Here is a 21428-nt window from a genome sequence, read left to right as displayed (position 1 = left end):
CCCGCACTCCCCGCCCCGGACCCCGACCCCATCCACTACCGTGTCTTCAGGCGCGCATCGCGGCTGATCAGACGCCCGCCATGACCGAATGTCGAGGACGCACGTGCAGATCACGCCCCTGAACCCCGAGGACCCGCCCTCACTGGGCGACTTCGAGCTCCTCGGCCGGATCGGCCAGGGAGGCATGGGCCAGGTCTTCCTGGGTGAGTCGCCCGGTGGTGAGCCCGCCGCGGTGAAGGTGATCAAGCCGTCGGTCGTGGACTCCGTGTCCCGGCTGCGGTTCGCGCAGGAGATCGAGGTGCTCAAGACCATCTGGGGTGCGCGCCTCGCGGCGTTCCTGGGCGCCGACGCGGAAGCGGAACAACCGTGGCTGGCCACCGAGTACGTGGACGGCCCGGACCTCGCCCGGCACCTGAAGACGCACGGACCGCTGCCGTCCGTCCTCACCGCCGCGCTCGGCGCGATCCTCGCCGAGGCGCTGTCGGCCGTGCACACGCAGGGCCTGCTCCACCGCGACCTCAAGCCGGCCAACGTCCTGCTCGGACCGAACGGCCCGAAGATCATCGACTTCGGTCTGGCCGCCTTCACCGAGGCGAGCAGTTCCCTCACCGCCCCCCACCAGGTCGTCGGCACCCCGATCTGCATGGCTCCCGAGCAGGCCGCCGGGGTGAAGCCGCTGACGGCGGCCGTGGACGTGTACGCGCTGGGCGCGCTGCTGCTCTTCGCCGCGACGGGCCACTACCCGCACGAGGCGGCGACCCCGTACATGGTGTTCCACCTCGTCACCGACCCCGACACGGCACCGGACCTGTCCGGTGCGCCCACCGAACTGGTGCCGCTCCTGACGGGCATGCTCGCCCAGAACGCCGGGGACCGGCCGTCGCTGACCGAGGTGGTGCGGCAGTGCCGCTCGGTGATCGAGGCCCAGGGCATGAAGATCGCCCAGGCGCGCCGCAGACTCACCGCGCACACCGCGGGGCAACGGCACAAGGCGGCGTCCGCCGGTGACTCCACCCTCTCCGCCTGGCCCGTCCCCGTGAGCGTCGCCCCGGGCACGGAGATCAACCCGGCTGATCTGGACACGCCGGCCCCGCCCGATGCGCCGACGCCCTCCCCCACCGTGCTCGACGCCCCCGGCCCCGCCGACCCGACGGTTCAGGACGCCCCCGGCCCCACGCCTCCCGCCCCTCCCGCCCAGCGGGAGCCCTCCGACGGCTCCCGTCGCGAGCAGCCGGCACCGGACCGCCGCCCGCCCACGGCGCCCAGGCGGCCCAAGGAGGCGACGCACACGCTGCGGCATTCCGTGCAGGCCCGCAAAACAGCGGGGCGCCTCCGTGCCGCGTATGCGGCGAAGGCTCCCTTCTGAGACCCGCACCCGCCCGCCGCACCGAGCCCCACCGCCCCTCCCCGCCCCCGACCCCGCGTCCCGCCGGTCCGCCGGTGGCCCCACCGGCCACCCTCCACCCGTCGCCCGCCACGGGACGCATCCAGCCCACCGACGTGAACGCCCAGGAGGCACCCGCGTGACCGCCGACTTGAGTACCGCCCCCGCGACGCGCGGCGAGGACGCCCTGTTCCCACCGGGTGCCCAGATCCTCGTACGGGACGAGGTGTGGCTGGTCCGCAACGCGACGCGGACCGAGCACGACGGCGCCCGGATCGAGGCGGTCGGCGCCTCGGACTTCGTGCGCGACCAGGAGGCGGTGTTCTTCACCGGTCTTGACCGGATCGAACTGCTCGACCCGAGGCGCACCCGCCTGGTGCGGGACGACTCGCCGAACTTCCGCCGCTCCCGCCTGTTCCTGGAGGCGGTCCTGCGCAAGACGCCGCTGCCACAGGCCGAGCGCGGCCTCGCGCTCGCGGACTCCTTCCTCCTGGACTCCCTCCCCTACCAGCAGCGTCCCGCGCAACTCGCCCTGTCGGGCCGCAACCTGCGCCCCCGCCTGCTCATCGCGGACGTCGTCGGCCTCGGCAAGACCCTGGAGATCGGCCTCACCCTCGCCGAGCTGATCCGCCGCGGCCGGGGCGAGCGGATCCTCGTCGTCACCCCGCAGCACGTCCTGGAGCAGTTCCAGCACGAGCTGTGGACCCGGTTCGCGATCCCCCTCGTACGGCTGGACTCGGTGGGCATCGAGCGGATCCAGCGGGAGATCCCCGCGGGCCGCAACCCGTTCACGTACTTCAAGCGGGTCATCGTCTCCATCGACACCCTGAAGAACACCGACCAGTACAAGCACCACCTGGAGCGGATCAACTGGGACGCGGTCGTCATCGACGAGTCGCACAACCTCATCAACAAGGGTTCCCTGCGCAACCAGCTCGCCCGCACGCTCGCCCCGCACACGGACGCCCTGCTGCTGGCCTCCGCGACCCCGCACAACGGCGACGCCCGCTCCTTCGCCGAGCTGATCTCCCTGCTCGACCCGGCCGCGATCCGCGACCCGGAGCACTACCGCGCCGAGGACATCAAGCACCTGTTCATCCGCCGCACCAAGGTCAGCCCCGAGGTGCGGGAGCAGATGAAGGGCCAGTGGGCGGACCGCGGCCCCTCCCGTTCGATCCGGGTGACGGCCACGCCCGCCGAGGAGAAGGTCTTCGAGGAACTGGCCGCGGTCTGGCTGCCGTCCGACGGCTCCAAGTCGGTCAGTGACGTCCCCCTGTTCCCGTACACACTGCTGAAGTCCTTCCTCTCCTCCCACGCCGCGCTGAAGGCCACGGTCACCACGCGCATCAAGACGCTGGAGAAGAAGGACGACCCGGAGGCGACGGCCGCCGAACGCGCGGCCCTGCACCGGCTCCTGGAGCTGGCGTCGGGCATGACGGAGGCGGACTCGGGCAAGTTCGGGGCCCTGCTGGAGCAGTTGCGGGAGATCGGCGTCGGGCCGAAGTCCGACACCCGGGTCGTGGTCTTCTCCGAGCGGGTGCAGACCCTGGAGTGGCTGGCGCGGACCGTGCCGGGGGCCCTCGGCTTCAAGGGCAAGGCGGCCGAGCAGGCGGCCCGGGTCATGCACGGCGGCCTGTCCGACGAGCAGCAGATGCAGTGCGTGGAGGACTTCGGCCTCGCGGACACCCCCGTGCGCATCCTGTTCACCGGCGACGTCGCCTCCGAGGGCGTCAACCTGCACCGCCAGTGCCACCAGCTCGTCCACTACGACGTGCCCTGGTCGCTGATCCGCATCGAGCAGCGCAACGGCCGCATCGACCGCTACGGGCAGGCACACCAGCCGCAGTTCCGGGCGCTGGTCCTCACCAGCTCCGTCGACGGCGCCAAGGACGACACCCTCGTCTCGGAGCGCCTGCTGGAGCGCGAGGCGCAGGCCCACCAGGCACTGGGCACGGCGGAGGCGGTCTCCGGCCTGTACCGGGCGGAGGCCGAGGAGAAGTCCCTCATCCAGGACCTGCTGCGGGGCCGCACCGTGGACGAGTCCCTGGACACCGACCGCGCCTCCGGCACCGACGGCGACGACGCCGTGGACGACTTCCTCGCCGACTTCTTCGGCGCCGTGAACGACGAACCGGAGGCCGACGTCGCCGCCGCCTCCGACGCGGGCGGCGGCGACGGCACCGGGACGGTGCCCAGGGCACACGTGCCCCGCCTGTTCGCCTCCGCCCGCGAGTTCCTCGACGAGGCGCTGCGCGAGGTCTACCCGGACGCCCACGACCGGCTCGACCTGTCCACCGACCCGGAGACCGGCCTGCTCTCCTTCGTCCCGCCCTCCGACCTGGTCCACCGCCTCAAGGCGCTGCCCCCGGACTACGTCCGCGAGCAGGGCCTGCGCGACCGCCTGAAGGTCACCTTCAACCGTCGGCTCGCCGACAGCAGCCTGACGCGCGCCCGCGCCTCGGCGACGTCGAGCTGGCCCGACATCTCCCTGCTGACCGACCTGCACCCGGTCATGGAGTGGCTCACGGACAAGGTCCTGGTCCGCCTGGACCGCCAGGAGGCGCCGGTGCTGACCGCCGACGTGTCCCGGCCCACCTACCTCGTCCAGGGCATCTACTCCAACGCGCTCGGCCGCCCGACCGTCGTCAAGTGGATGGCGGTCACCGCGGACGGCGAGGTCGACGACGACATGGTGGCGGTCCTGCGCCGCGCCCAGGTCGGCCCGACGATGGCCAACCCGGACCTCGCCCACGACACGGCCCGCCTCGCCGAGGCGATCCCCGGCGTCCTGGACACCGCGGAGGCGTTCCTGGAGCAGCACCGCGAGGCGTGGGACGAACCGCTGCGGGCCCCCATCGAGGAGTACAAGGCCCGCCTGGGCTCGTGGGAGCAGCCGACGCTGACGAACGGCGGCGCCGTGCCCACCCACACCCGCGAACGCCTCGCCTCCCTCGCGGACTCCCTCCTCACCACCGGCCGCCCGATGCTCCGCGTCCTCGCCGTCCTCGCCCCGGCCACCGCCACCGCCGCCTGACCGATCACCCAGAGGTTCCCACGATGACGTTCGACTCCCTGGTCAACCGCGGCGACTACTTCTCCGCGCACTACCTCGCCGAGGTCCTCCCCAAGGACCTCAAGTCCGGTCTGCTCGCCCAGTGGAAGCAGCGCGAGGAGGACGCCGCCGGCGCCGAGCGGCCCGAGGGCGCCCTGCCCATCACCCCGCGCGCGGGCCTGCGGGCGCTGCGCCGCCCCTACTTCGCGGCCCGCTCCTACTTCACGATGGACGAGGAGCACGCGGCGACCGGCGACGACGCCGTGACGTACGACGCCCCCGAGTGGCGCGACCGCGTCCGCGCGCTCAACGCGGAGGTGCTGCACGCCCTCGGCTTCGACGCCAAGCCGGGCACGCTCACCGTCGTCCGCGCCGACCAGTCCCACGAGGTGACGGTCGCGCACGCGGAGAAGGACCTCGTCGCCCTGGACTGCGGCTGGTCCGCCGAGCCGGACGACGCCCTGGACCCCGACGGCGCGGGACGCCTCCTGGACGAGGTGCGCCTGGACGGCCAGCACACCCTCACCACCGGCTCCAAGCTGGCCTCCTTCCTCTTCGCCTGCGAGGACGCCCCCCGCTACGTCCTGCTGCTGGTCGGCGGCGTCGTCGTGCTCGCCGACCGGGCCGCGTGGGGTGAGGGCCGCTACCTGGCGGTGTCGCTGGACACGGCGCTGGAACGCAACGACATCAAGGCGGGCGGCGAACTCGACACGGTGGCCGCCCTGTTCGGCGCCGACTCGCTGCGCACCCCGGAGGAGGGCGGCGAGAACCCCCTCGCCACCCTCCTCGACAAGTCGACGAAGCACGCCGTGGGCGTCTCCAGTGAGCTGCGGGACGGCCTGCGGCTGAGCGTCGAACTCATCGCCAACGAGGTCCTGGACCGCATGCGCGAGGCCGGCGTCCGCCCGGAGGAGGTCAAGGAACTCCCCGAACTGGGACGCCAGTTGACCCGTGAGTCGCTGCGCTACCTGTACCGGATCCTGTTCCTGCTGTACGCGGAGGCCCGCCCCGAACTGGGCATCCTGCCCTCGGACTACCCCGAGTACCAGATGGGCTACGGCCTCGACCGCCTCGGCGAGCTGATCGCCGAGCGCGATCTGGTCGACGAGAAGTCCCGCCAGGGCTTCTACCTGTACGAGTCGCTGGACCTGCTGTTCCGCAAGGTCCAGGAGGGCCACCGCCCGCGCCGCACCCACGGCGCGGACGCGGAGTCTTCGGAGGCCGTGACGGCGAAGACGTCGGAGGACGTGGGCCTGCGGTTCGAGCCGCTGCACTCCAAGCTGTTCGAGCCGGAGGCGATCCGGCTGATCGGCGCGCGCGCCGTCCCCGACCCGCGCGTCGACACCGAGGCCGGTGCTGATTCCGAGGGCGGGGAGCGCTTCATCGACACCCGTCTGCGCAACGAGACGCTGTACCGGGTGCTGCGCCTGCTGATGCTGACCCGTGGCAAGAAGCGCGAGCGCGGCGGCTTCATCTCCTACGCCCAGCTCGGCATCAACCAGCTCGGCGCCGTGTACGAGGGCCTGATGTCCTACTCGGGCTTCGTCGCGGGCGAGAAGCTGTACGAGGTCGCGAAGAACGGCGACCCGAAGGACGGCTCCTGGCTGATCCCGGAGTCGAAGGCCGACGAGTATCCCGACAACGTGTTCGTCCGTCACAAGGACGAGGACACCGGCGAGGAGCGGCGCGTGTGGTACGCGCCGGGCGCGTTCGTGTACCGCCTGTCGGGGCGCGACCGTCAGACCTCGGCCTCCTACTACACTCCGGAATCCCTGACCCGGGTGACGGTCCAGCTCGCGTTGCAGCACCGCCTGGACCAGGACGACACGGTCACCGAGGCGCGCGAGCTGCTGGACTGGAAGATCTGCGAGCCGGCGCTCGGCTCGGGCGCGTTCCTCAACGAGGCGATCAACCAGGTCGCGGCGGAGTACCTGCGGCGTCGCCAGGACGAACTGGGCGCCGCCATCGACACCGAGAAGTACGCGGTCGAGCTCCAGAAGGCCAAGGCGTACATCGCCCTGCACAACTCCTACGGCGTGGACCTCAACAACACGGCGGTGGAGCTGGCGGAGGTGTCGCTGTGGCTCAACACCATGCACCCCGGCATGGAGGCCCCGTGGTTCGGCCTGCACCTGCGGCGCGGCAACTCCCTGATCGGCGGGCGTCGGGAGGTGTACTCCGCCGAGCGCCTGAAGAAGGGCGGCTGGCTGGGCACGACCCCGGAACGCTTCCCGCTGTCGGAGGCACTTGCGGGCACCCCGCTGCCTGAAGGGGCGGTGCACCACTTCCTCCTCCCGGCGAAGGAGTGGGGCGCGGTCGCGGCCGAGAAGGAGGCCAAGGCACTGGCCCCGGAGGAGGCGAAGGCACTGGCGGCCTGGCGCAAGGCGATCACCAAGTCCCCCAGCGCCACGCAGACCAAGCGGCTTCAGGGCCTGGCGAGGCGGGCGGAGTACCTGTGGGGGCTGGTCGTCCGCCGACTGGAGATCTCCGAGCGGGAGATCTCGCGCCGGATCGACGTCTGGGGCGCGGAGAACGGCTGGCTGCGCTCGCCCGAGGTCGCGGTCCCGAGGGAGAAGGTCAAGGCCGACCTGGAGGCCGTCGACACCCCGTACTGGCGCCTGAAGACGCTGATGGACGCGTGGTGCGCGCTGTGGTTCTGGCCCGTGCAGAGCGCTGCGCTGCTGGACGGTTCCCACGAGTCGTACGCGCGGGCGGCGGAGGCCGCCTCGCAGTCGGCAGGGTGGACCGTGTCGGCGGTCCCATCCCCGGTGCCGGCTCAGGCGGAAGCGCCCGCGCGGGAGACGTACGAGTCGGAGGACCTGTTCGGTGACGTCCAGGTCGTCGAGGTCAAGGCGAAGAGCGCGCGGGGCGGCAGCCGCAAGGAGCAGATCCGTGGCGAGCGTCGCCCGGTGATCGGGCTGTCCTCCCTGGACGACTGGCTCGACTTCGCCGAGTCACTACTGGGCACGCAGGACGTGGCCGCGGACTCGCTGGTGGCCCAGTTCGACACGCTGGACGAACTGGAGCGGTACGAGGACGAGTTGCCCGAGTGGATGGGCATGGAGCGGTTCTTTTCGCTGGAGTCGCGGTATCCGTGGGCGGCGGTCGCAAGGGACGTGGCTGAGCAGCAGGGGTTCTTCCACTGGGAGCTGGAGTTCGGGCAGGTGTTTGCCCGGGGCGGGTATGACTTGCAGGTGGGAAATCCACCCTGGGTGCGGCCTGACTGGCAGGAGGACGCGGTCTTGGCGGAGCTGGAACCGTGGTTCAAACTTTCGGAAAAGCCAAGCGCGGAAGAGTGGCGTCTACGGAAAAATGCAGCGCTCGGATGCGCTACGAACCTACGGTTCTTCACGGACGAACTGGCCGCGGTGGCTGGGACTGCAACCCTACTGAGCTCTGAGTCGACGTACCCACTGCTGCATAAGACACGTCCGGACCTGTATCGAGCATTTATGGCACAGGTTTGGCGGCACGGAGCCAGCCCTGGCATGTCCGCACTAATTCATCCAGATACTCATTTTTCCGGAAGTAAAGAAGGAAGGTTGCGCGCAACCACTTACCAACACCTTCGATTCCATGCGCACTTTTGGAACCAACTTCGCGTATTCCCAGAGATCAAAGAAACTCGCCAATTCTCGATAAACGTCTACGGTCGCAGAAACGACAGGATCTCTTTCCCTCACGTGAGTTGGCTCTTCAGCGCAGAGACCCTGACCGCGTCTCTCACACATGAAGGAGGCGGTGAACTCCCCGGCATCAAACCAGATGGCGAATGGGAGTTGAGGCCACATCGCGAGCGCCTTGTCCATGTAGATACGGATAGACTCCAGGAGTGGCAACGCCTCTCCGGAGAAATGGAAGCTCAAGGTACCCAGACCGCATTGCTCTACCCTGTAACGAGCGCCGAAGAGTCGGCAGTCGCCGCTCTAGCCACTACAGACGACAGGTTGAGTTCACTCCGACCTCTCATCTCTTCTGGGTACAACGAGTCCACGTCTAAAAAGAAAGGCCTGATTCGGTGGACTGAGCACTCCCCCACCGACTTGACAGAAGCGATTCTCCAAGGCCCACACTTCGGCATCGCCACCCCCTTCGAAAAGCAACCCAATCACCCACTGCGTAATCACAACGATTACACGGAATTCCACCTCCCGACTATCCCAGCAGAAATCACTCCTCGCACAAATTACGCAAGAGCAACAGACTTGGAGGCTTATCGGAATGCCCAAGATGAATGGAACGGGGTCCACTATACCGAGTATTTTCGCCTAGCCTGGCGGGATATGATCGCCTTCGATGGCGAGCGCAGCCTTTTCGCCGCCCTAATCCCCCCAGGCCCTGCGCACGTCCACACCGTGCAGTCTATGGCACTACCGAATAACCACCTAACTGTTCTGACTGCGGGCTTCTGGGCCTCACTCCCCCTGGACTATCTTCTGAGAATCACAGGACGGTCCCATCTCCAGGTCGCCGAAGCTTATAAAATGCCCGCCCCTAGCGTCAGTCACCCCCTTGCTCAGCCCCTCCTAGTTCGTACCCTCCGACTTAATGCCTTGACCGACGCTTACTCTCCGCTGTGGGAGGAGTTGTTCCACCCAACATGGCCAGGCTACGAAGACTGGGCCAACCCCGGCTGGCCAAACCTCAAGCCTCTCGCCGCACACCTCAAGCCTTCCTGGGAATACAACACCCCTCTTCGCACGGAGTACGAGCGCCGCGCCGCTCTCGTCGAGCTAGATGCACTTGTCTCTGTCTGGCTGGGCATCACGGCGGATCAGCTGGCAACCATTTACAAGTCCCGCTTCTACATCCTGGCGCAGCGCGAATCTCAGATGTACTTCGACGCGAACGGCCGAAAAATTGCCGCGAGTCACCACACTTATGGCAATGGCCAAACCAAGCAAGATTACATCGACCTCCTAGCCCACTTGGAAAATCCAAAAATCACCCCGCCCCCTACTGGGTACACTGCACCCTTCTATAGGGCTGACCGCGAAGCCGAAATGCGCGCCGCACACGCGCACTTCGAGGCCCGCTTGGACAAAGAAATCGCCGTCGGCCGCTGGACTCCGCCTGGGAACCGTCAAGTCTGAGTTCCATTCCCCATAGCGATGGTCGGCACTTCTTCCAAGGAAGCGCCGACCATCGCAAGTTGCTGTGTACCTCCGCTCGACCGGCCATCAGACAGGCGGCTCACGGCGGCAACAAGCTCACATCGTCCCAAGCAGCGCAGACCACGCCACTGAGCCAACACTCAGCACCGGCCCGTTCCCCACCGCCTGCTTCGAGTCCCGCACATAAACGACATCGCCAGCGACAGCGACCTCCACGCACTCGCCACCCTCGCCGCTGCTGTAGGTGCTCTTACGCCAGACCAGTTCACCGTTCGCCTTAGCTTCGTCCACGGCGTTCATCTCTCTCCCAGTAGCTTCTCGATCAGCTGCAACGACTCACGCGGCGTCAGCGCCTGCGCCCGAAGGATGCCGTACTGCTCCTCGTGCTCACGCACCGAACTCCGCTCGTGGAGCAGGCGGCTTTCCTTCTGAACCTCCACATAGGCGATCCTCTGGCCTTTGACCGTCTCGATCAAGGTGAACGGTCCAGCCAGCGCCGCATGTTCGCTGACCTCGGTCGGCATGATCTGCATCTCGACGTTCCGGCTCTGTCCCCGGAGGCAGATCTCCTCCAATTGTCCACGCCACACGCCCCACCCACCGATCGGCCGCCGTAGCACCGCCTCCTCGATCACGAAACTGATCGTCGGCAGGGGCTTCCGGTCAAAGATCTGCTGCCGTTCAAGGCGGGCCGCCACCCGCTCGGAGATGATCCTCTCGTCCAGGAGAGGGCGCCGCGCGTCGAACACCGCCCGCGCGTACTCCTCCGTCTGCAACAACCCCGGCACAGCCTGGTTGGCATACACATGCAGCTCCACCGCCTCCGCCTCCAACTTCGCCGCGTCCCGGAAGAACGCCGGATACCGCGCCCGCGCCACCTCCTCCTTCATCACCGTCAGCAGCCCGCCGGCCTCCAGCACCGTGTCCGCCCGCTCGATGAACTCCGGCTTCGGAATCCGCCGCCCCAGCTCCACCGACGCGACCATGTCCTCGCCGTAACTGAGCTTCGCACCCAACTCCGCCCGCGTCAGCCCCCGGCTCGTGCGCAGCAGCCGCAACTGCTGCCCGAAACACCGCAGGATGCCCGCCTCACCCTCACTGCCTTGAGCCGTCACCGGTGACCTCCCTCACCCACCTGCACAGCGGCGCCCGCCCGTACCTCGTCCCGACGCAGGCGCCACACCCGTTTGTCACTCACAACTCACCCTAAAGACACGCACGGTAGCTTTCGCGCCACTTGGCCCCGTTTCCCCCGTACCGGGTACGAGCGCCGCCCTCCCCCGTACAGCACCCGCCTGTACACACCCCCACGCCAGGACCCCGCCCCCGCCCACCTGCTCACGAGAACGTCGCACCAATTCCCACAAGACGACACATCGACGATGCCGTGTTCGCGAGCAGCGCGGACATCGTGAACGGCGCCGGGCAGAGTCGGTGAGGCCCGCAGCAGCCGGCCGAAGGGATCCGCGAGGACCTGCACGTTCATCCCGTGCCTCTTGCGCTTGCCGGAGTAGAAGCGTCGGTCTGCGGCCATGTCCCCCAGCCTTCGGCCGGGAGGTGCCTCCAGTCGATCGGCAGAGTGTGCCGTCCAGGAGCGGTAAGTCTCGTCGTCGCGGTGCGGGCGGCGTCGGCCAGGGGCTGGGTGTGAGGACGGCCAGGAGGTCGACGGCCCCGGTGGCGTAGCGGTAGGCGGTCGTGGTCCCAACGCCGAATCCGGTAGCGAGCCAAGCATTGGAGTGCCCCCGGCCGGAGGCTGGCGGAGTGTGTCCTACCCGCAGGTGGGCGAGTGATGGGCCACCAGTGCCGGGCACGGATCGCATCCGGTGGGGTGGCAAGTGCGGGATCGACGGTGTCCGGCGCCATAGCCGTCACGAAGCAGGGGTGCCGGTAAGAATGCTGTCATCGATGCTGATGGCCAAGTCCTGGCACAAGAAGCCGGAGAACGTCCGCGCTACTTCAAGCCGTCGCCCGAAGCGATCTCTGAGCTGACCAGCCTGCTCGCCCCCGGTAACGCGCGCCGCTGACCCTGCTGCGCATGAAGCCGGCTTGCGGCTGCACGCCTGCTTGCGCCGACACAATTCTTGGATGGCATCCTTGGATTTACGCCTTGACTTCAATCCAAGGATTGACATCTTGGGTTCATGCCAAGCAATGAGAAGCCTCGCCTCATCCCGACCGGCAAGTGCTGGTGCGGCTGCGGGAAGGACGTCGGCCTGGGCAAGTTCTTCGCCGCCGGCCACGACAAGATCGCCGAAGCAGCGCTCATGGCCCTCAAGTACGACGGGTCCGTCGCTCAACTGCTCCACGCCTACGGCTTCGGCTCGCACCATTCCGTCCGCCACGCTGCCGTCACCGATCCGGACTGCTCGTGGGAGAAGTGCTCCGACTGCAACTACAGCGGCGCCCCTGCCAGCATCGCCAACCACCGCAAGAAGGATCATCCCGACCGGCATGTCCTCGCCCAGGCGATTCGCACCCTCGGCGGTACCTGGGATCCGCAGCGTGCCATCAAGACTCTGGACGACCACGGGCACACGTGGGAAGACCAACGGGCAGCGGAGAAACGGGTCCGGCAGATCCTTCGCGACCTGTGCGCGGACGGGCTCATCGTCAAAACCGACCCTCAACGGGCTGTCTACGACCTCGTTCAGGAGTAGAGCCAGGGACACGACGGTACCCAAACAGACACAGATTGCCTGGCGCTATGACAGTCGGCAGGCCATCCCTTGGGGAGAACCGAAGGCCCTGACTGAAAGGGTGTCAAGGTCTCCGGGTCCCCGTCCGTTGACCAAAGTGGAGAACATGGCATTCCGGGCCGCGGCGTGCCTGGTCGCCTCTACAGTTGCGTCATGGAGTTCAACTGGGGTGGCTCGATCTGGCAACTGATGCTGACGAAGCGTCCCTCCGACACACACCTCTCGCAGTCGAGCACTCCGGGCGGAAAGAGCCCGCTGGCGCGGAATGACGACAACACGCTCAACACGCACGCTGTGCTGTTCGACGGGACCAAGACGGCCCTGGCGATCGCTGGCACGTGCTTCGCGCTGGGGGTCGTTGTCGCGCCGCACGTCAAAAGCGGGCTGATCGGCCTTAGGTCGAAGCTGCGCCGCCGGGCGGAGGGGACCACCGACGCCGAGGCCCCCGTTCCCCTCACGGTCGTTGCGGAGGTTGAGCCGGAGCAGCCTGACCCCCCTCGACTGCGCGCCGTCTGACCGTCCGGCCAGGCGTCGGCGCGGGCCCGGGTAGATCCGTATCACGGACTGTCCAGCACCCTTGTGGCACCCACATCACTGCAACTGGCGCGGTGCGGGCCGTGGGTCTCCGCACTCCCGTGCCAAGGCATCGGCCCTGGCCCGTGCGTCTTCGGCGCGGTCCTCGGCGTCCTGAGCGAGGTAGCGGGAGGACTCGTCACCGAGGGCGTCGACGAGCTGGTGCAGCAGGGCGGCCCGGCGGCCGAGGTAGTCCAGACGGCTGTCGAGGGTGGAGCCGGGGCCGTTGTAGTGCTCGGCGTCGTTGAGCAGTCCCACAAGTTCCGCGACCAACAGGTCGGACTGGTATGAGCCGTTGTTCAGCTGATCCGTATGCGCGCTCGGCGTTCCTGGGTTCGTCGCTTTCCGTAGTGCTCAGGCTGTAGGGGCGGCCGGCCGCGCCGGTTATGAGTGGCTGGCGGTGGGTGGCTTCGGAGCCGGGGCCGCGGGTGGGCGGTCCCGCTCCGCCGGCCGTCCCCTCCGTGGCAGCACAGCGGCTGCGGCGAGGCCAAGAGCGAGCATGCCGACTGCGCTGACCAGGAGGGTGCGGGTGGGACCGAGGGCGGCCACCGCCGGACCGCCGAGGAATGTGCCGAGCGGCACGGCCAGGGTGCGCACGGCGGAGACCACGGCGAGGACCTGGGGCAGCAGGGCGGGCGGGGTCGAGCGCTGGAACAGGGTGGTGGACATCGCGGAGTAGGGCGGCCACAGCAGGCCGACGAGGGCGAAGCCGGCCAGGGCGGCGGGCGTGGGTGCGCCCAGCCCCAGCGGCAGCAGGGCCGCGCCGGCGACCGCGACGATGCCGGCGGCGGCCGGGCCCAGCGGCAGGCGCCGCAGGTAGCCGGTGAGCAGTGCCCCGGCGACGGCGCCGGCGCCGAAGAGGCTGTAGAAGGTGGCCAGCACGCCGACCGGTGCGTGCAGGTCATCCGTCACGTGCAGGGGCAGCGCGACGTAGACGGGGCCGAACAGGAGGAAAAACCCGGCGCTGAGCAGCAGCAGACCCGTCAGGGCGCGGTCGTGGCGGATCACACCGAAGCCGCTGGTCCGGGAGGCTTGGTCCGCTGGGTCGGGGGCGGTTGTGTCGGCGTCGGGCGGCACGCCCAGGCGGAGGGTGGCGGCCAGGACGGCGAAGGTGGCGGCGACGACGGCGAGCACGGATGTCGCCCCGCCCCAGATGATCAGGGGGGCCGCCAGGAGCGGCCCGGTCACGGTGGACACCGAGCCGATCGTGGAGAGCACGGCGTTGCCCGCGAGGTGGTGGCCTTCGGGCAGTTGGCGGGCGAGCAAGGTGTAGGTGCCGGCCTGGCCCCAGGAGTGCAGTACCGAGGAGGCGCCGAGCAGTGCGACGTACAGCCAGATGGAGAGCGCCCCGGTGGTGTGGGCGAGCGGGATCGCGCCGAGCGCGCCGGCGCGAAGCAGCGCGTCCCAGGTGGCGAGCCGGGCCGGAGCAAGTCCGCGCAGGAGGCGGTTGAGCAGGACCGCACCGGCCGCGCCGGGCAGGGTGTAGGCGGCTGCCGCGAGCGCCACACAGATACCTCGGTCGTCGGCGGGGGCCAACTCGACTGCCAGCCAGCTGACGGCGACTACGGCCATGCCGTCGCCCAGGGAGGAGACCGTGTACCCCGGCAGCAAACGCCGTAGCACCGGGTGAGCGACCACCGGCCAGTAGGGGGAGGTTCTCACCGCGTGCGGCAGCGATAACTTCACTCGAACCTCCGGTGCGTTGACGGCTTCGGAGCGGGATTCTTCCCCAGGCGTTTGAGTCGCCCGGTCTTTTCTGCGCACGGCGTACAGGAGTCTCTACTTGATACATCCGTGTCAGAGCGTGCGCTGAGCATTCGTCGGTCCTGGTGGGCGGCTGACGGGGTATCGGCAGATTTCCCGCCACGGCGTCGGTGATGGTCTCTGCAGTTATCCCATGGCCTCTGTTGATCTGCCCGGGACGGTCCGGGACCTGATGTGGGTGTGCGTCCGGCCGAGACGCATCTCTCGCAGTCGAGCACTCCTGGGGAAGCAGCGCTCTCGTGCGGGATGATGACAAGGCGCTCGTCACACATGCCGTGTGCTGCAGGTGCGCCGTGGAGTCACACGTCCGGCTCTGCCAAGTCGACCGGCGAGACGTCGTCGCAGACCAGCCAGTCCACGATCTACCGGCTGGACCCGTCGGACGTGAGCTGAGGCAGACGTCCACACAGCGCGCCAGGGGCCAAGAGTGCACTGGCGCGCCTGCGCTCCCCCTCAGCCCACGCTTTCGCCCGTGGCCGCGTCCAACGACTCCGTCATCGGTTCGCAGCCGTATCCGTCCGCGTCGGGTGTGCACCGGGTGTCGGTGACGACCACCGACCACACCGCGCGCCACGGACCCGTATGGCCCATGGTCCGCTCGGTGGTGAGCGGACCGGCCTCAATCCGCAGCCCGGCCGTGTCGGCACGGATCTTCCTCCGCTCCTCGCGGACGATCTCCTCGGCCCGCCGTGCCGAGATCAGCTTGGCGGGGAGGGGCACATGCGTGGGGCCGAGGTCGACCTGCATCCCGTACACGCGTCCGGCGGGGTTGATCCGTACGTCGAGGCTGCGGGGCATCTCCACGCCCCGCTCCTTGAACCGCCAGGAGGTCACCCAGCCGGCGCCGGCGCTGTCGCGGACCGCTCGGGTGGAGTGCCAGGACGCCGACTCGGCCCAGGCGTAGTGGGCGCGCATGTAGGTGCGGGCGATGCGGTAGGCGTCGGCGGTGCCGTGGGGCGTGCCGGCGCCCGGCACCGTGTAACCGACCTTCTCCATGCTTCCCATACCCGCGGTGTTCCCGAAGTCCACGTTCAGTCGGCGTCCTCCGGGCCACATCAGCTCCGCGGGGAACCCGCCCGCGAACTGGATGTTCATCCAGCCGTTGTAGCCGTCGAGGCCGGGGCTGATCCTGACGGCGCCGACCCGGTAGCGGTCGCCGAAGGCCTGGTGCACGGCCCGCTCGGCGGCCACGCGCTCGTCACCACGGGCGTCCCGCACGCTGGAGCCGTCCATGTGGTTCAGGGTGACGGTGGTCCGGCAGACGACCGCCCCGAGCACGGCGAGGACGGCGGTCACGGCCGCGGTGGGCGCGGCCCAGGCCCGCCAGGCGACGCGCCCGCGCAGCAGCACGAGCCCCGCGGCCACGCCCAGCGCACCGCCGCCGGCGTTCATCTCCACGTCGGCGCTGTCGCAGATGCCGCTCACGAACGGGGCCAGTGCCTGGGTGAGTTCGATGAGGACCGGCAGTGCCAGGACGCCGGCCAGCGCGGGCAGCGGTCGGCGCAGGGCGAGCACGCCGAAGAGGCCGAGCGGCACGAACATCGCCAGGTTCCACAGACCCTGCGTGGTGTACAGCGGCTCGGTGAGGTCGTGGTTGACCACACACTCGGCACGTCCGGTCGTGCCGCCGCGCAGCGCCAGCGTGACCCCGAGGACTCCGGTGAGACAGAACACCAGCGGCGCCCACCAGCCCGCGTGGGCGATACGGCGCCGGCGCGCCACGTTCCACGCGAGGAGCCCCAGGACGGCGGCCACGGCTGTGAGCTCGGCCAGGAACCATATGTCGTCCCCGAAGACGGCGTTGAACACGTGCTTGCCCATCCCCCGATGTCATGCCCGACGGCCTGGTCAGAGCCTCGAGCACCTGATCATTTCTGAGCCTGGAAGCCTAACCGAGATGCGTCGGCGCGAACCTCCGCAGCAGTGCCGGGAGGACGACCACCGACGGGCCCGGCGCGGCGAACGGCCCCTGAGCTGCGGTGCTGTTGTTCACGGACTGCCGTTTGCGGCTGGTGACACGGTTCTTACCGGCACCCCAAGAGTCCCGTGAGTTCAGGGGAACTGAAGGTTTCTCGGCGGGAACCCGCGGGTGGGGTGTCCCGGTTCCCGGGTACGGCCCTTGGGTTCGTTGTGAACCCGCGCGTGTGACCTCGCTGAGGTGGGGGTGTGCGTGTCGTGCGGTCTCGGTTTCACGCTTCGTCGCGGTGAGTGAGGTGGCCGTCGGTGAGCCGCCAGTAGTGCTGGTGAGGAGTCAGTTGCCAGGTCTCGTCGGCGGTGATCGCCTGCGTGATCCATTCGTGGAGTTGCGGGAGGGCCTGCGCCCGTAGAACAGCGCGGGTGACAGCACGATCAGTGGCATCGACGGGGTGGACGTCTATGCGGAAGCCGACCATGTCCGGGTGCATGTTGCGGCCGTAGTTACGGGGGATCGGAGCGACCCATGCCGCTCCCAGGACGATGGTCCCGCTGTCATGCCCCGTGAGGAACCGCAGGTCCGTGACGCGGCTCATGTAAGGGCCGAGACACTCGTTGATGTCGGTGGTGGTCAGGGGCCAGGCACGGTGCCGGGGCAGTCTTCGATTTCGTGCGGACATGGCAAGCAGAATGACAGAAGGCCACTGCCGGCTCTCGCGGGTTTGTTCGGCGGCCTGCTGCAGCAGCGCCCGTGCGGAGTCCGCATAGCGCATCGCGGTCTTCTCGTCGAGTCCGAAGACCCCTCGCTTCGCCCTGACCGTCGAGCGGTCAGACACAGTGAGAACGCTTCAAGAATCCCGAAATTACGTCAGGGCCCGAGGAGCCACCAGAGAGAGGACAACCCCCTGGCCACGAGGTTGGAAACTCAACGGGCTCAGGAGAACTCACGGGATGTCGCACAGCAGCGTTCGACCTGGCGGGCCAGCTTGCCTCGGACCGAGTGCTCCTCGGTCCGCATCGCGAGCTCGGGGCCGAGGGTGACGTCGGTGATGCCGAGTTCCTCGCGGAGTCCCTTATGCTCGCGAGGCAGTTGGTATGAACAGTTCATTCAGGGGGCGCGGAGCCGCATGGCCGGCGAGATCAAGTACGAGCACAAGACCGTGCGGACGGTTCGCGGCACCGACGGCTTGGTGATCTCGAAGATGCAGAAGGATGGCTGGGAGCTCGTGGAACAGGTCCCGGGCACACTTCGCTCCACCCTCGACTTCCGTCGGCCGAAGAAGCCGCAGCCATTGCTCCTGATCGGTGCGGGGGCCGCCGTCCTCGTGGTCCTGGCCATCGTCATCGGCGTTGCGTCTGCGCTCAGCGACGGAGACGAGAAGAAGGCCGAGTCGGACAAGTCGACGGCCGCTGCGAACGAGAAGCCTTCCGCCACGCCGACTCCGACCGCGGCCGAGTCGGCTGCCACTGAGGTGATCACGCCTGAGAACAACCCGGAGTTCGCGGCGCTGCTGCTGACGGGGGGCACCTGCGACGGCACGAACCTGGACTTCGCGACCAAGTATGCGGGCCGGGCGGTCGCGTTCGACGGCTCGATCCGGCACATGGCGCGTTACTCCACCGGCTACCACTTCCTCCTCGGCCCAGGCGACGAGGGACCGCAGACGACGGTCGGCCCGGGCTTCAAGTACGCGGACGTCACCGTCTCCGACCTGAAACTGACCGGCGAGAAAATCCCCGCCACCGTCGCAGCAGGTGACAAGTTCCGCTTCGTCGCCGAGGTGGGCGAGTTCAACGCGGTCCAGTGCCTCTTCTACCTCGACCCGGTCTCGACGGAAACCCGGTAGTCAAGACGGGCAGCCACGTCATCACGGACCGGCGTGCCCCGCTATTTCCTCAACGGTGATCATTCCCAGATTCCGTTGAGGACGAGGGCTGCCAAGGGCATTGCATAGTCGCGATCGGTCCGGTTCATCTGTCTCATACGTGACGTGGCGTCATGCCCCGGTCGGATCTGGGATGTCCCCCGGGAAAGCAGGGCAGGCACGGTGCTGGTGATCATGTGGTTGTCGAAGACCCATGAGAACCAAGCGAGACCGTGCCTGCCCGTACAGCATCGCCCGTGCCCGCCGGGCTGGGGAATCTGGCCTTTTCGAACCTCTGCGCCACTCCGCAGAGCGCCGCTGATCTGCGACGCTTCCTTGTCCGGGTGCCCGATCCGCGGGGGCTGCGGGAATGCCTGAAGTCAATTTTCGGCAGCTCCCTGCCCTTGGATGGTCTCCTTCGTCATGCCCGTCACGCTCGGCGAGAAGACCTGCACATTCACCGTCACGGTCTGGTCGCCTCCCTCCACTGGTGCGTGATCTTCTCCAGTACGGCATCGAAGGACGGATCGCGCCCGACATCGGAGGTCATGGGAGCTGGAAGGCGAAACGAACTACCATCGTGGCGACTGATGCGGATCCAATAGTCATGGTTTCCGTGGTATCCGCCTTCTTTGTCCACCTCGATCTCCGAAATCTCATGCCAGGCAGCGGCGGAGCGACTGAGCAGCCTTCGCGTCTGGATGCCGTGCGCGTCTACGATCGTGCGCCCGAGCGCCATGCCGGCCAGCCACGGGGCTGCCGGAATACCTGTCAGGCCGAATGTCGAGAGGAACCTGCCGAAGTTGATCTCTCGTGACCACCCTGTTGTCAGGGCGACGATGGAGTAGGCGGACAACGCAACCGCAATCGCAAACCACGACCACCAGGTGTTCCGCTGAGCGGGTCTGTATTCGACTCTCTGCACGATTTCACCCTATAGGTCAACGCTGTTGCGTTCGAGGCCCTTGCATGATCGCGATCTGCCCGGCCGACGGCGACCGACAGTGGCAAACGAGCAACCGCGGAGACCGCGGCGTCGAAGGCGTCGCGGTCGAGGCGGGCGAGCAACCGCATCACCGTAGTGAGATGCGGCACGGTGACCGTCTTGCTGAACGGGTCGACGGCGAAGCCGAGGGCGGTGAGGACCCAGTGGGGGCGTCTGCGATCCACTCGGCGATCGCGGTCAGGGACCTCGCCCCGGCCAACACGCTTGCCCCGGCGGCCGACACGATGGCGATCAGAGGGAAACGCCGTCCACGGCGGCCGCGCGGATCCGGCAGGCCGGAGAGGAAGCGGGCCAGGCAGACCACGTCGGGCAGCGGCTGCGGTGAGGTGGTACGGGCCAGTTGCTCCAGCCCCTGCGACATGGGAGAAGGTGAGAGCGCAGGCACGGTCTTCGGTTGTGGTCATGCGGATTCGACACCTTCATGATCCCGAACACCCGTGCCTGCCCCTGCATTCGCTCCCCGGGACCGGGCAACCCCAGACCTCACGGTTGAGCCCACCCAATCCACAAGCACGCAATGCCCCTGCGAGGGCTGCACGGGCGATGTCGCAGATCCGGCTCGGGCTGAGGGTCACGTGCTGCAGGGTGCGTCAGTGTTGCTTGAGTTCGACGGCGACGCGTTGGCGGATTCAATCGGTCGTTGCAACACCTCGTCCTCGGAGGTGTTGATGGGCAGGCCAGCAGGGTGGATGGCGGCGTTGACTGGACGGTCGCCGATGAAGTCCCCGGGTGCGCCGGTGCTTCGGCGGGAAGTGGCACGTCAGTTCTGGCGGGAGATCGCGAAGGGGTTGCTCGCCGAGGAGGCGGCAGCTGCGGTTGGCGTATCCCAGGCGGCGGGTTGCAGGTGGTTCCGTCACGGTGGCGGCATGCCACCAATGGATCTTGCTCCGCAGTCCGGCCGGTACCTGTCCTTTCACGAGCGTGAAGAGATCGCGATCCTCAAAGCGCAGGGCATCGGAGTCCGGGAGGCCGCGCGACGTCTCGGCCGCGATCCATCGACGGTATCCCGGGAGCTGCGGCGCAACGCCGCGACCCGTGGCGGCCGACTGGACTACCGGGCTTCGGTCGCGCAGTGGAAGGCCGACCTCGTGGCCCGGCGCCCGAAGACAGCGAAGCTGGCCGCGAACGACCGGCTGCGGGACTACGTGCAGGAAAGGCTGTCCGGCCAGGTCAGCCGGCCGGACGGGACGGAACTGGGGCCGAAGGGCCCGCGGTGGAAGGGGAAGAACAAGCCGCACCGCGGCGACCGCAAATGGGTCATGGCGTGGAGTCCGGAGCAGATCGCGAACCGGCTGAAGGTCGACTTCCCCGATGATGAGTCCATGCGGATCAGCCATGAGGCGATCTACCAGGCCCTGTTCATCGAAGGCCGTGGAGCGCTCAAGCGTGAGCTCGTTGCCTGCCTGCGCACCGGCAGAGCCCTGCGGGTGCCTCGTGCCCGGTCCAAGCGGAAGGCGTGGGCCCACGTCACGCCCGAGGTGTTGATCAGCGAACGGCCGGCCGAAGCCGACGACCGCGCCGTACCGGGACACTGGGAGGGCGACCTCCTGATCGGACTTGAACGATCGGCAATCGGCACGCTGGTCGAGCGCACGACCCGGTACACGGTGCTTGTCCACCTGCCCCGCCAGGACGGCTACGGCATCGTTCCCCGTACCAAGAACGGGCCGCCGTTGGCCGGTTACGGCGCGGTGACGATGAAAGATGCGCTTGCGGCGACGATCGGCACCCTGCCCGAGCAACTATGGCGGTCGCTTACCTGGGACCGGGGCAAGGAGCTCTCGGCGCACGCCCAGTTCACGATCGAGACCGGCGTCCCGGTCTACTTCGCCGATCCGCACAGCCCCTGGCAGCGCGGCACGAATGAGAACACGAACGGCCTGCTGCGCCAGTACTTCCCGAAGGGAACCGACTTTTCTCGATGGGCGGCGGAGGATATCGAGGCGGTCGCAGCCACGCTCAACAGTCGCCCCCGCAAGAGCCTCGGTTGGAAGACACCCGCCGAAGCCCTCAACGACCGTCTACTATCGATGAAATAAGCCGGTGTTGCATCCACTGGT

The 21428-nt window shown here is 68.2% G+C and carries 16 protein-coding genes and 2 pseudogenes; 8 read left to right on the top strand and 10 right to left on the bottom strand.

Annotation, left to right across the window (positions count from 1 at the left end):
* Positions 1-103 precede the first annotated feature (103 nt).
* From ACVW19_RS30120 to ACVW19_RS30110, 3 genes are all read left to right on the top strand, one after another.
* Positions 104-1366: a serine/threonine-protein kinase gene (locus ACVW19_RS30120; RefSeq protein WP_457463346.1), complete on the top strand. Its 1263-nt coding sequence runs from the start codon at positions 104-106 to the stop codon at positions 1364-1366.
* Between the two features lie 157 nt (positions 1367-1523).
* Positions 1524-4418, top strand: coding sequence for an SNF2-related protein (locus tag ACVW19_RS30115; RefSeq protein WP_457463344.1), 2895 nt, complete (start codon positions 1524-1526; stop codon positions 4416-4418).
* A gap of 23 nt (positions 4419-4441) precedes the next feature.
* Positions 4442-9529 carry a class I SAM-dependent DNA methyltransferase gene (locus ACVW19_RS30110; protein ID WP_457463342.1) on the top strand — a complete coding sequence of 1696 codons (5088 nt, stop codon included), beginning with the start codon at positions 4442-4444 and terminating at the stop codon, positions 9527-9529.
* Between the two features lie 117 nt (positions 9530-9646).
* Here ACVW19_RS30110 and ACVW19_RS30105 read toward each other — a convergent pair whose 3' ends face one another.
* The 3 genes and pseudogenes from ACVW19_RS30105 to ACVW19_RS30095 form a co-directional block, all read right to left on the bottom strand.
* Entirely contained in the window at positions 9647-9850 is a 204-nt protein-coding gene (locus ACVW19_RS30105; protein WP_457463340.1) for a DUF397 domain-containing protein, read from the bottom strand.
* Positions 9847-10665 (bottom strand): helix-turn-helix domain-containing protein, encoded by an 819-nt coding sequence (locus ACVW19_RS30100; RefSeq protein ID WP_457463338.1) that lies wholly within the window; start codon positions 10663-10665, stop codon positions 9847-9849. The genes ACVW19_RS30105 and ACVW19_RS30100 overlap by 4 nt, the downstream gene beginning before the upstream one ends.
* Before the next feature lie 161 nt (positions 10666-10826).
* A pseudogene (locus ACVW19_RS30095) lies at positions 10827-11337 on the bottom strand (transposase family protein); the annotation flags it as partial.
* A gap of 118 nt (positions 11338-11455) precedes the next feature.
* Here ACVW19_RS30095 and ACVW19_RS30090 point away from each other — a divergent pair.
* The 3 genes and pseudogenes from ACVW19_RS30090 to ACVW19_RS30080 form a co-directional block, all read left to right on the top strand.
* Positions 11456-11574 (top strand): annotated as a pseudogene (locus tag ACVW19_RS30090) (site-specific integrase); the annotation flags it as partial.
* Between the two features lie 117 nt (positions 11575-11691).
* Positions 11692-12207, top strand: coding sequence for a hypothetical protein (locus ACVW19_RS30085; protein WP_457463336.1), 516 nt, complete (start codon positions 11692-11694; stop codon positions 12205-12207).
* A 192-nt stretch (positions 12208-12399) separates the two neighbouring features.
* Positions 12400-12762, top strand: coding sequence for a hypothetical protein (locus tag ACVW19_RS30080; protein ID WP_457463334.1), 363 nt, complete (start codon positions 12400-12402; stop codon positions 12760-12762).
* A 75-nt stretch (positions 12763-12837) separates the two neighbouring features.
* Here ACVW19_RS30080 and ACVW19_RS30075 read toward each other — a convergent pair whose 3' ends face one another.
* The 5 genes from ACVW19_RS30075 to ACVW19_RS30055 form a co-directional block, all read right to left on the bottom strand.
* Entirely contained in the window at positions 12838-13092 is a 255-nt protein-coding gene (locus tag ACVW19_RS30075) for a hypothetical protein (RefSeq protein WP_457463332.1), read from the bottom strand.
* 111 nt (positions 13093-13203) lie between these two features.
* A complete protein-coding gene (locus ACVW19_RS30070) occupies positions 13204-14457 on the bottom strand; it encodes an MFS transporter (protein WP_457464843.1) in 1254 nt (417 codons plus the stop codon).
* Between the two features lie 579 nt (positions 14458-15036).
* Positions 15037-16404, bottom strand: coding sequence for a VanZ family protein (locus ACVW19_RS30065; protein WP_457463331.1), 1368 nt, complete (start codon positions 16402-16404; stop codon positions 15037-15039).
* Between the two features lie 368 nt (positions 16405-16772).
* A complete protein-coding gene (locus ACVW19_RS30060; RefSeq protein ID WP_457463330.1) occupies positions 16773-17333 on the bottom strand; it encodes a hypothetical protein in 561 nt (186 codons plus the stop codon).
* A gap of 98 nt (positions 17334-17431) precedes the next feature.
* Complete coding sequence (locus ACVW19_RS30055; RefSeq protein WP_457463329.1) at positions 17432-17605, bottom strand: hypothetical protein; 174 nt, start codon at positions 17603-17605, stop codon at positions 17432-17434.
* Between the two features lie 19 nt (positions 17606-17624).
* Here ACVW19_RS30055 and ACVW19_RS30050 point away from each other — a divergent pair, with 19 nt between their 5' ends.
* Positions 17625-18344 (top strand): DUF4839 domain-containing protein, encoded by a 720-nt coding sequence (locus ACVW19_RS30050; RefSeq protein WP_457463328.1) that lies wholly within the window; start codon positions 17625-17627, stop codon positions 18342-18344.
* A 481-nt stretch (positions 18345-18825) separates the two neighbouring features.
* On the opposite strand, the gene ACVW19_RS30045 is transcribed toward ACVW19_RS30050, so the two are convergent.
* Positions 18826-19287 carry a PH domain-containing protein gene (locus ACVW19_RS30045; protein ID WP_457463326.1) on the bottom strand — a complete coding sequence of 154 codons (462 nt, stop codon included), beginning with the start codon at positions 19285-19287 and terminating at the stop codon, positions 18826-18828.
* Positions 19288-19435: 148 nt separating this feature from the next.
* Positions 19436-19729 (bottom strand): transposase family protein, encoded by a 294-nt coding sequence (locus ACVW19_RS30040; RefSeq protein WP_457463324.1) that lies wholly within the window; start codon positions 19727-19729, stop codon positions 19436-19438.
* Positions 19730-20057: 328 nt separating this feature from the next.
* Here ACVW19_RS30040 and ACVW19_RS30035 point away from each other — a divergent pair, with 328 nt between their 5' ends.
* Positions 20058-21407, top strand: a complete 1350-nt coding sequence (locus ACVW19_RS30035) for an IS30 family transposase (RefSeq protein WP_457464841.1) — start codon at positions 20058-20060, stop codon at positions 21405-21407.
* The last annotated feature ends 21 nt before the right edge of the window (positions 21408-21428 follow it).

The sequence above is a fragment of the Streptomyces sp. TE5632 genome, from assembly GCF_054061295.1.
The sequence above is the reverse complement of the archived record's forward strand: the minus strand, read 5'-3'. Positions and strand labels throughout refer to the sequence as shown.

What these genes read in the sequence shown, in the direction of transcription:
- ACVW19_RS30110 (WP_457463342.1), top strand. Translation starts at nt 4,442, where the DNA reads ATGACGTTCGACTCCCTGGTCAACCGCGGCGACTACTTCTCCGCGCAC.
- ACVW19_RS30105 (WP_457463340.1), bottom strand. Translation starts at nt 9,850, where the DNA reads ATGAACGCCGTGGACGAAGCTAAGGCGAACGGTGAACTGGTCTGGCGT.
- ACVW19_RS30085 (WP_457463336.1), top strand. Translation starts at nt 11,692, where the DNA reads ATGCCAAGCAATGAGAAGCCTCGCCTCATCCCGACCGGCAAGTGCTGG.
- ACVW19_RS30080 (WP_457463334.1), top strand. Translation starts at nt 12,400, where the DNA reads ATGGAGTTCAACTGGGGTGGCTCGATCTGGCAACTGATGCTGACGAAG.
- ACVW19_RS30065 (WP_457463331.1), bottom strand. Translation starts at nt 16,404, where the DNA reads ATGGGCAAGCACGTGTTCAACGCCGTCTTCGGGGACGACATATGGTTC.
- ACVW19_RS30055 (WP_457463329.1), bottom strand. Translation starts at nt 17,605, where the DNA reads ATGAACTGTTCATACCAACTGCCTCGCGAGCATAAGGGACTCCGCGAG.
- ACVW19_RS30050 (WP_457463328.1), top strand. Translation starts at nt 17,625, where the DNA reads ATGGCCGGCGAGATCAAGTACGAGCACAAGACCGTGCGGACGGTTCGC.
- ACVW19_RS30040 (WP_457463324.1), bottom strand. Translation starts at nt 19,729, where the DNA reads ATGTCGCAGGGGCTGGAGCAACTGGCCCGTACCACCTCACCGCAGCCG.
- ACVW19_RS30035 (WP_457464841.1), top strand. Translation starts at nt 20,058, where the DNA reads ATGGCGGCGTTGACTGGACGGTCGCCGATGAAGTCCCCGGGTGCGCCG.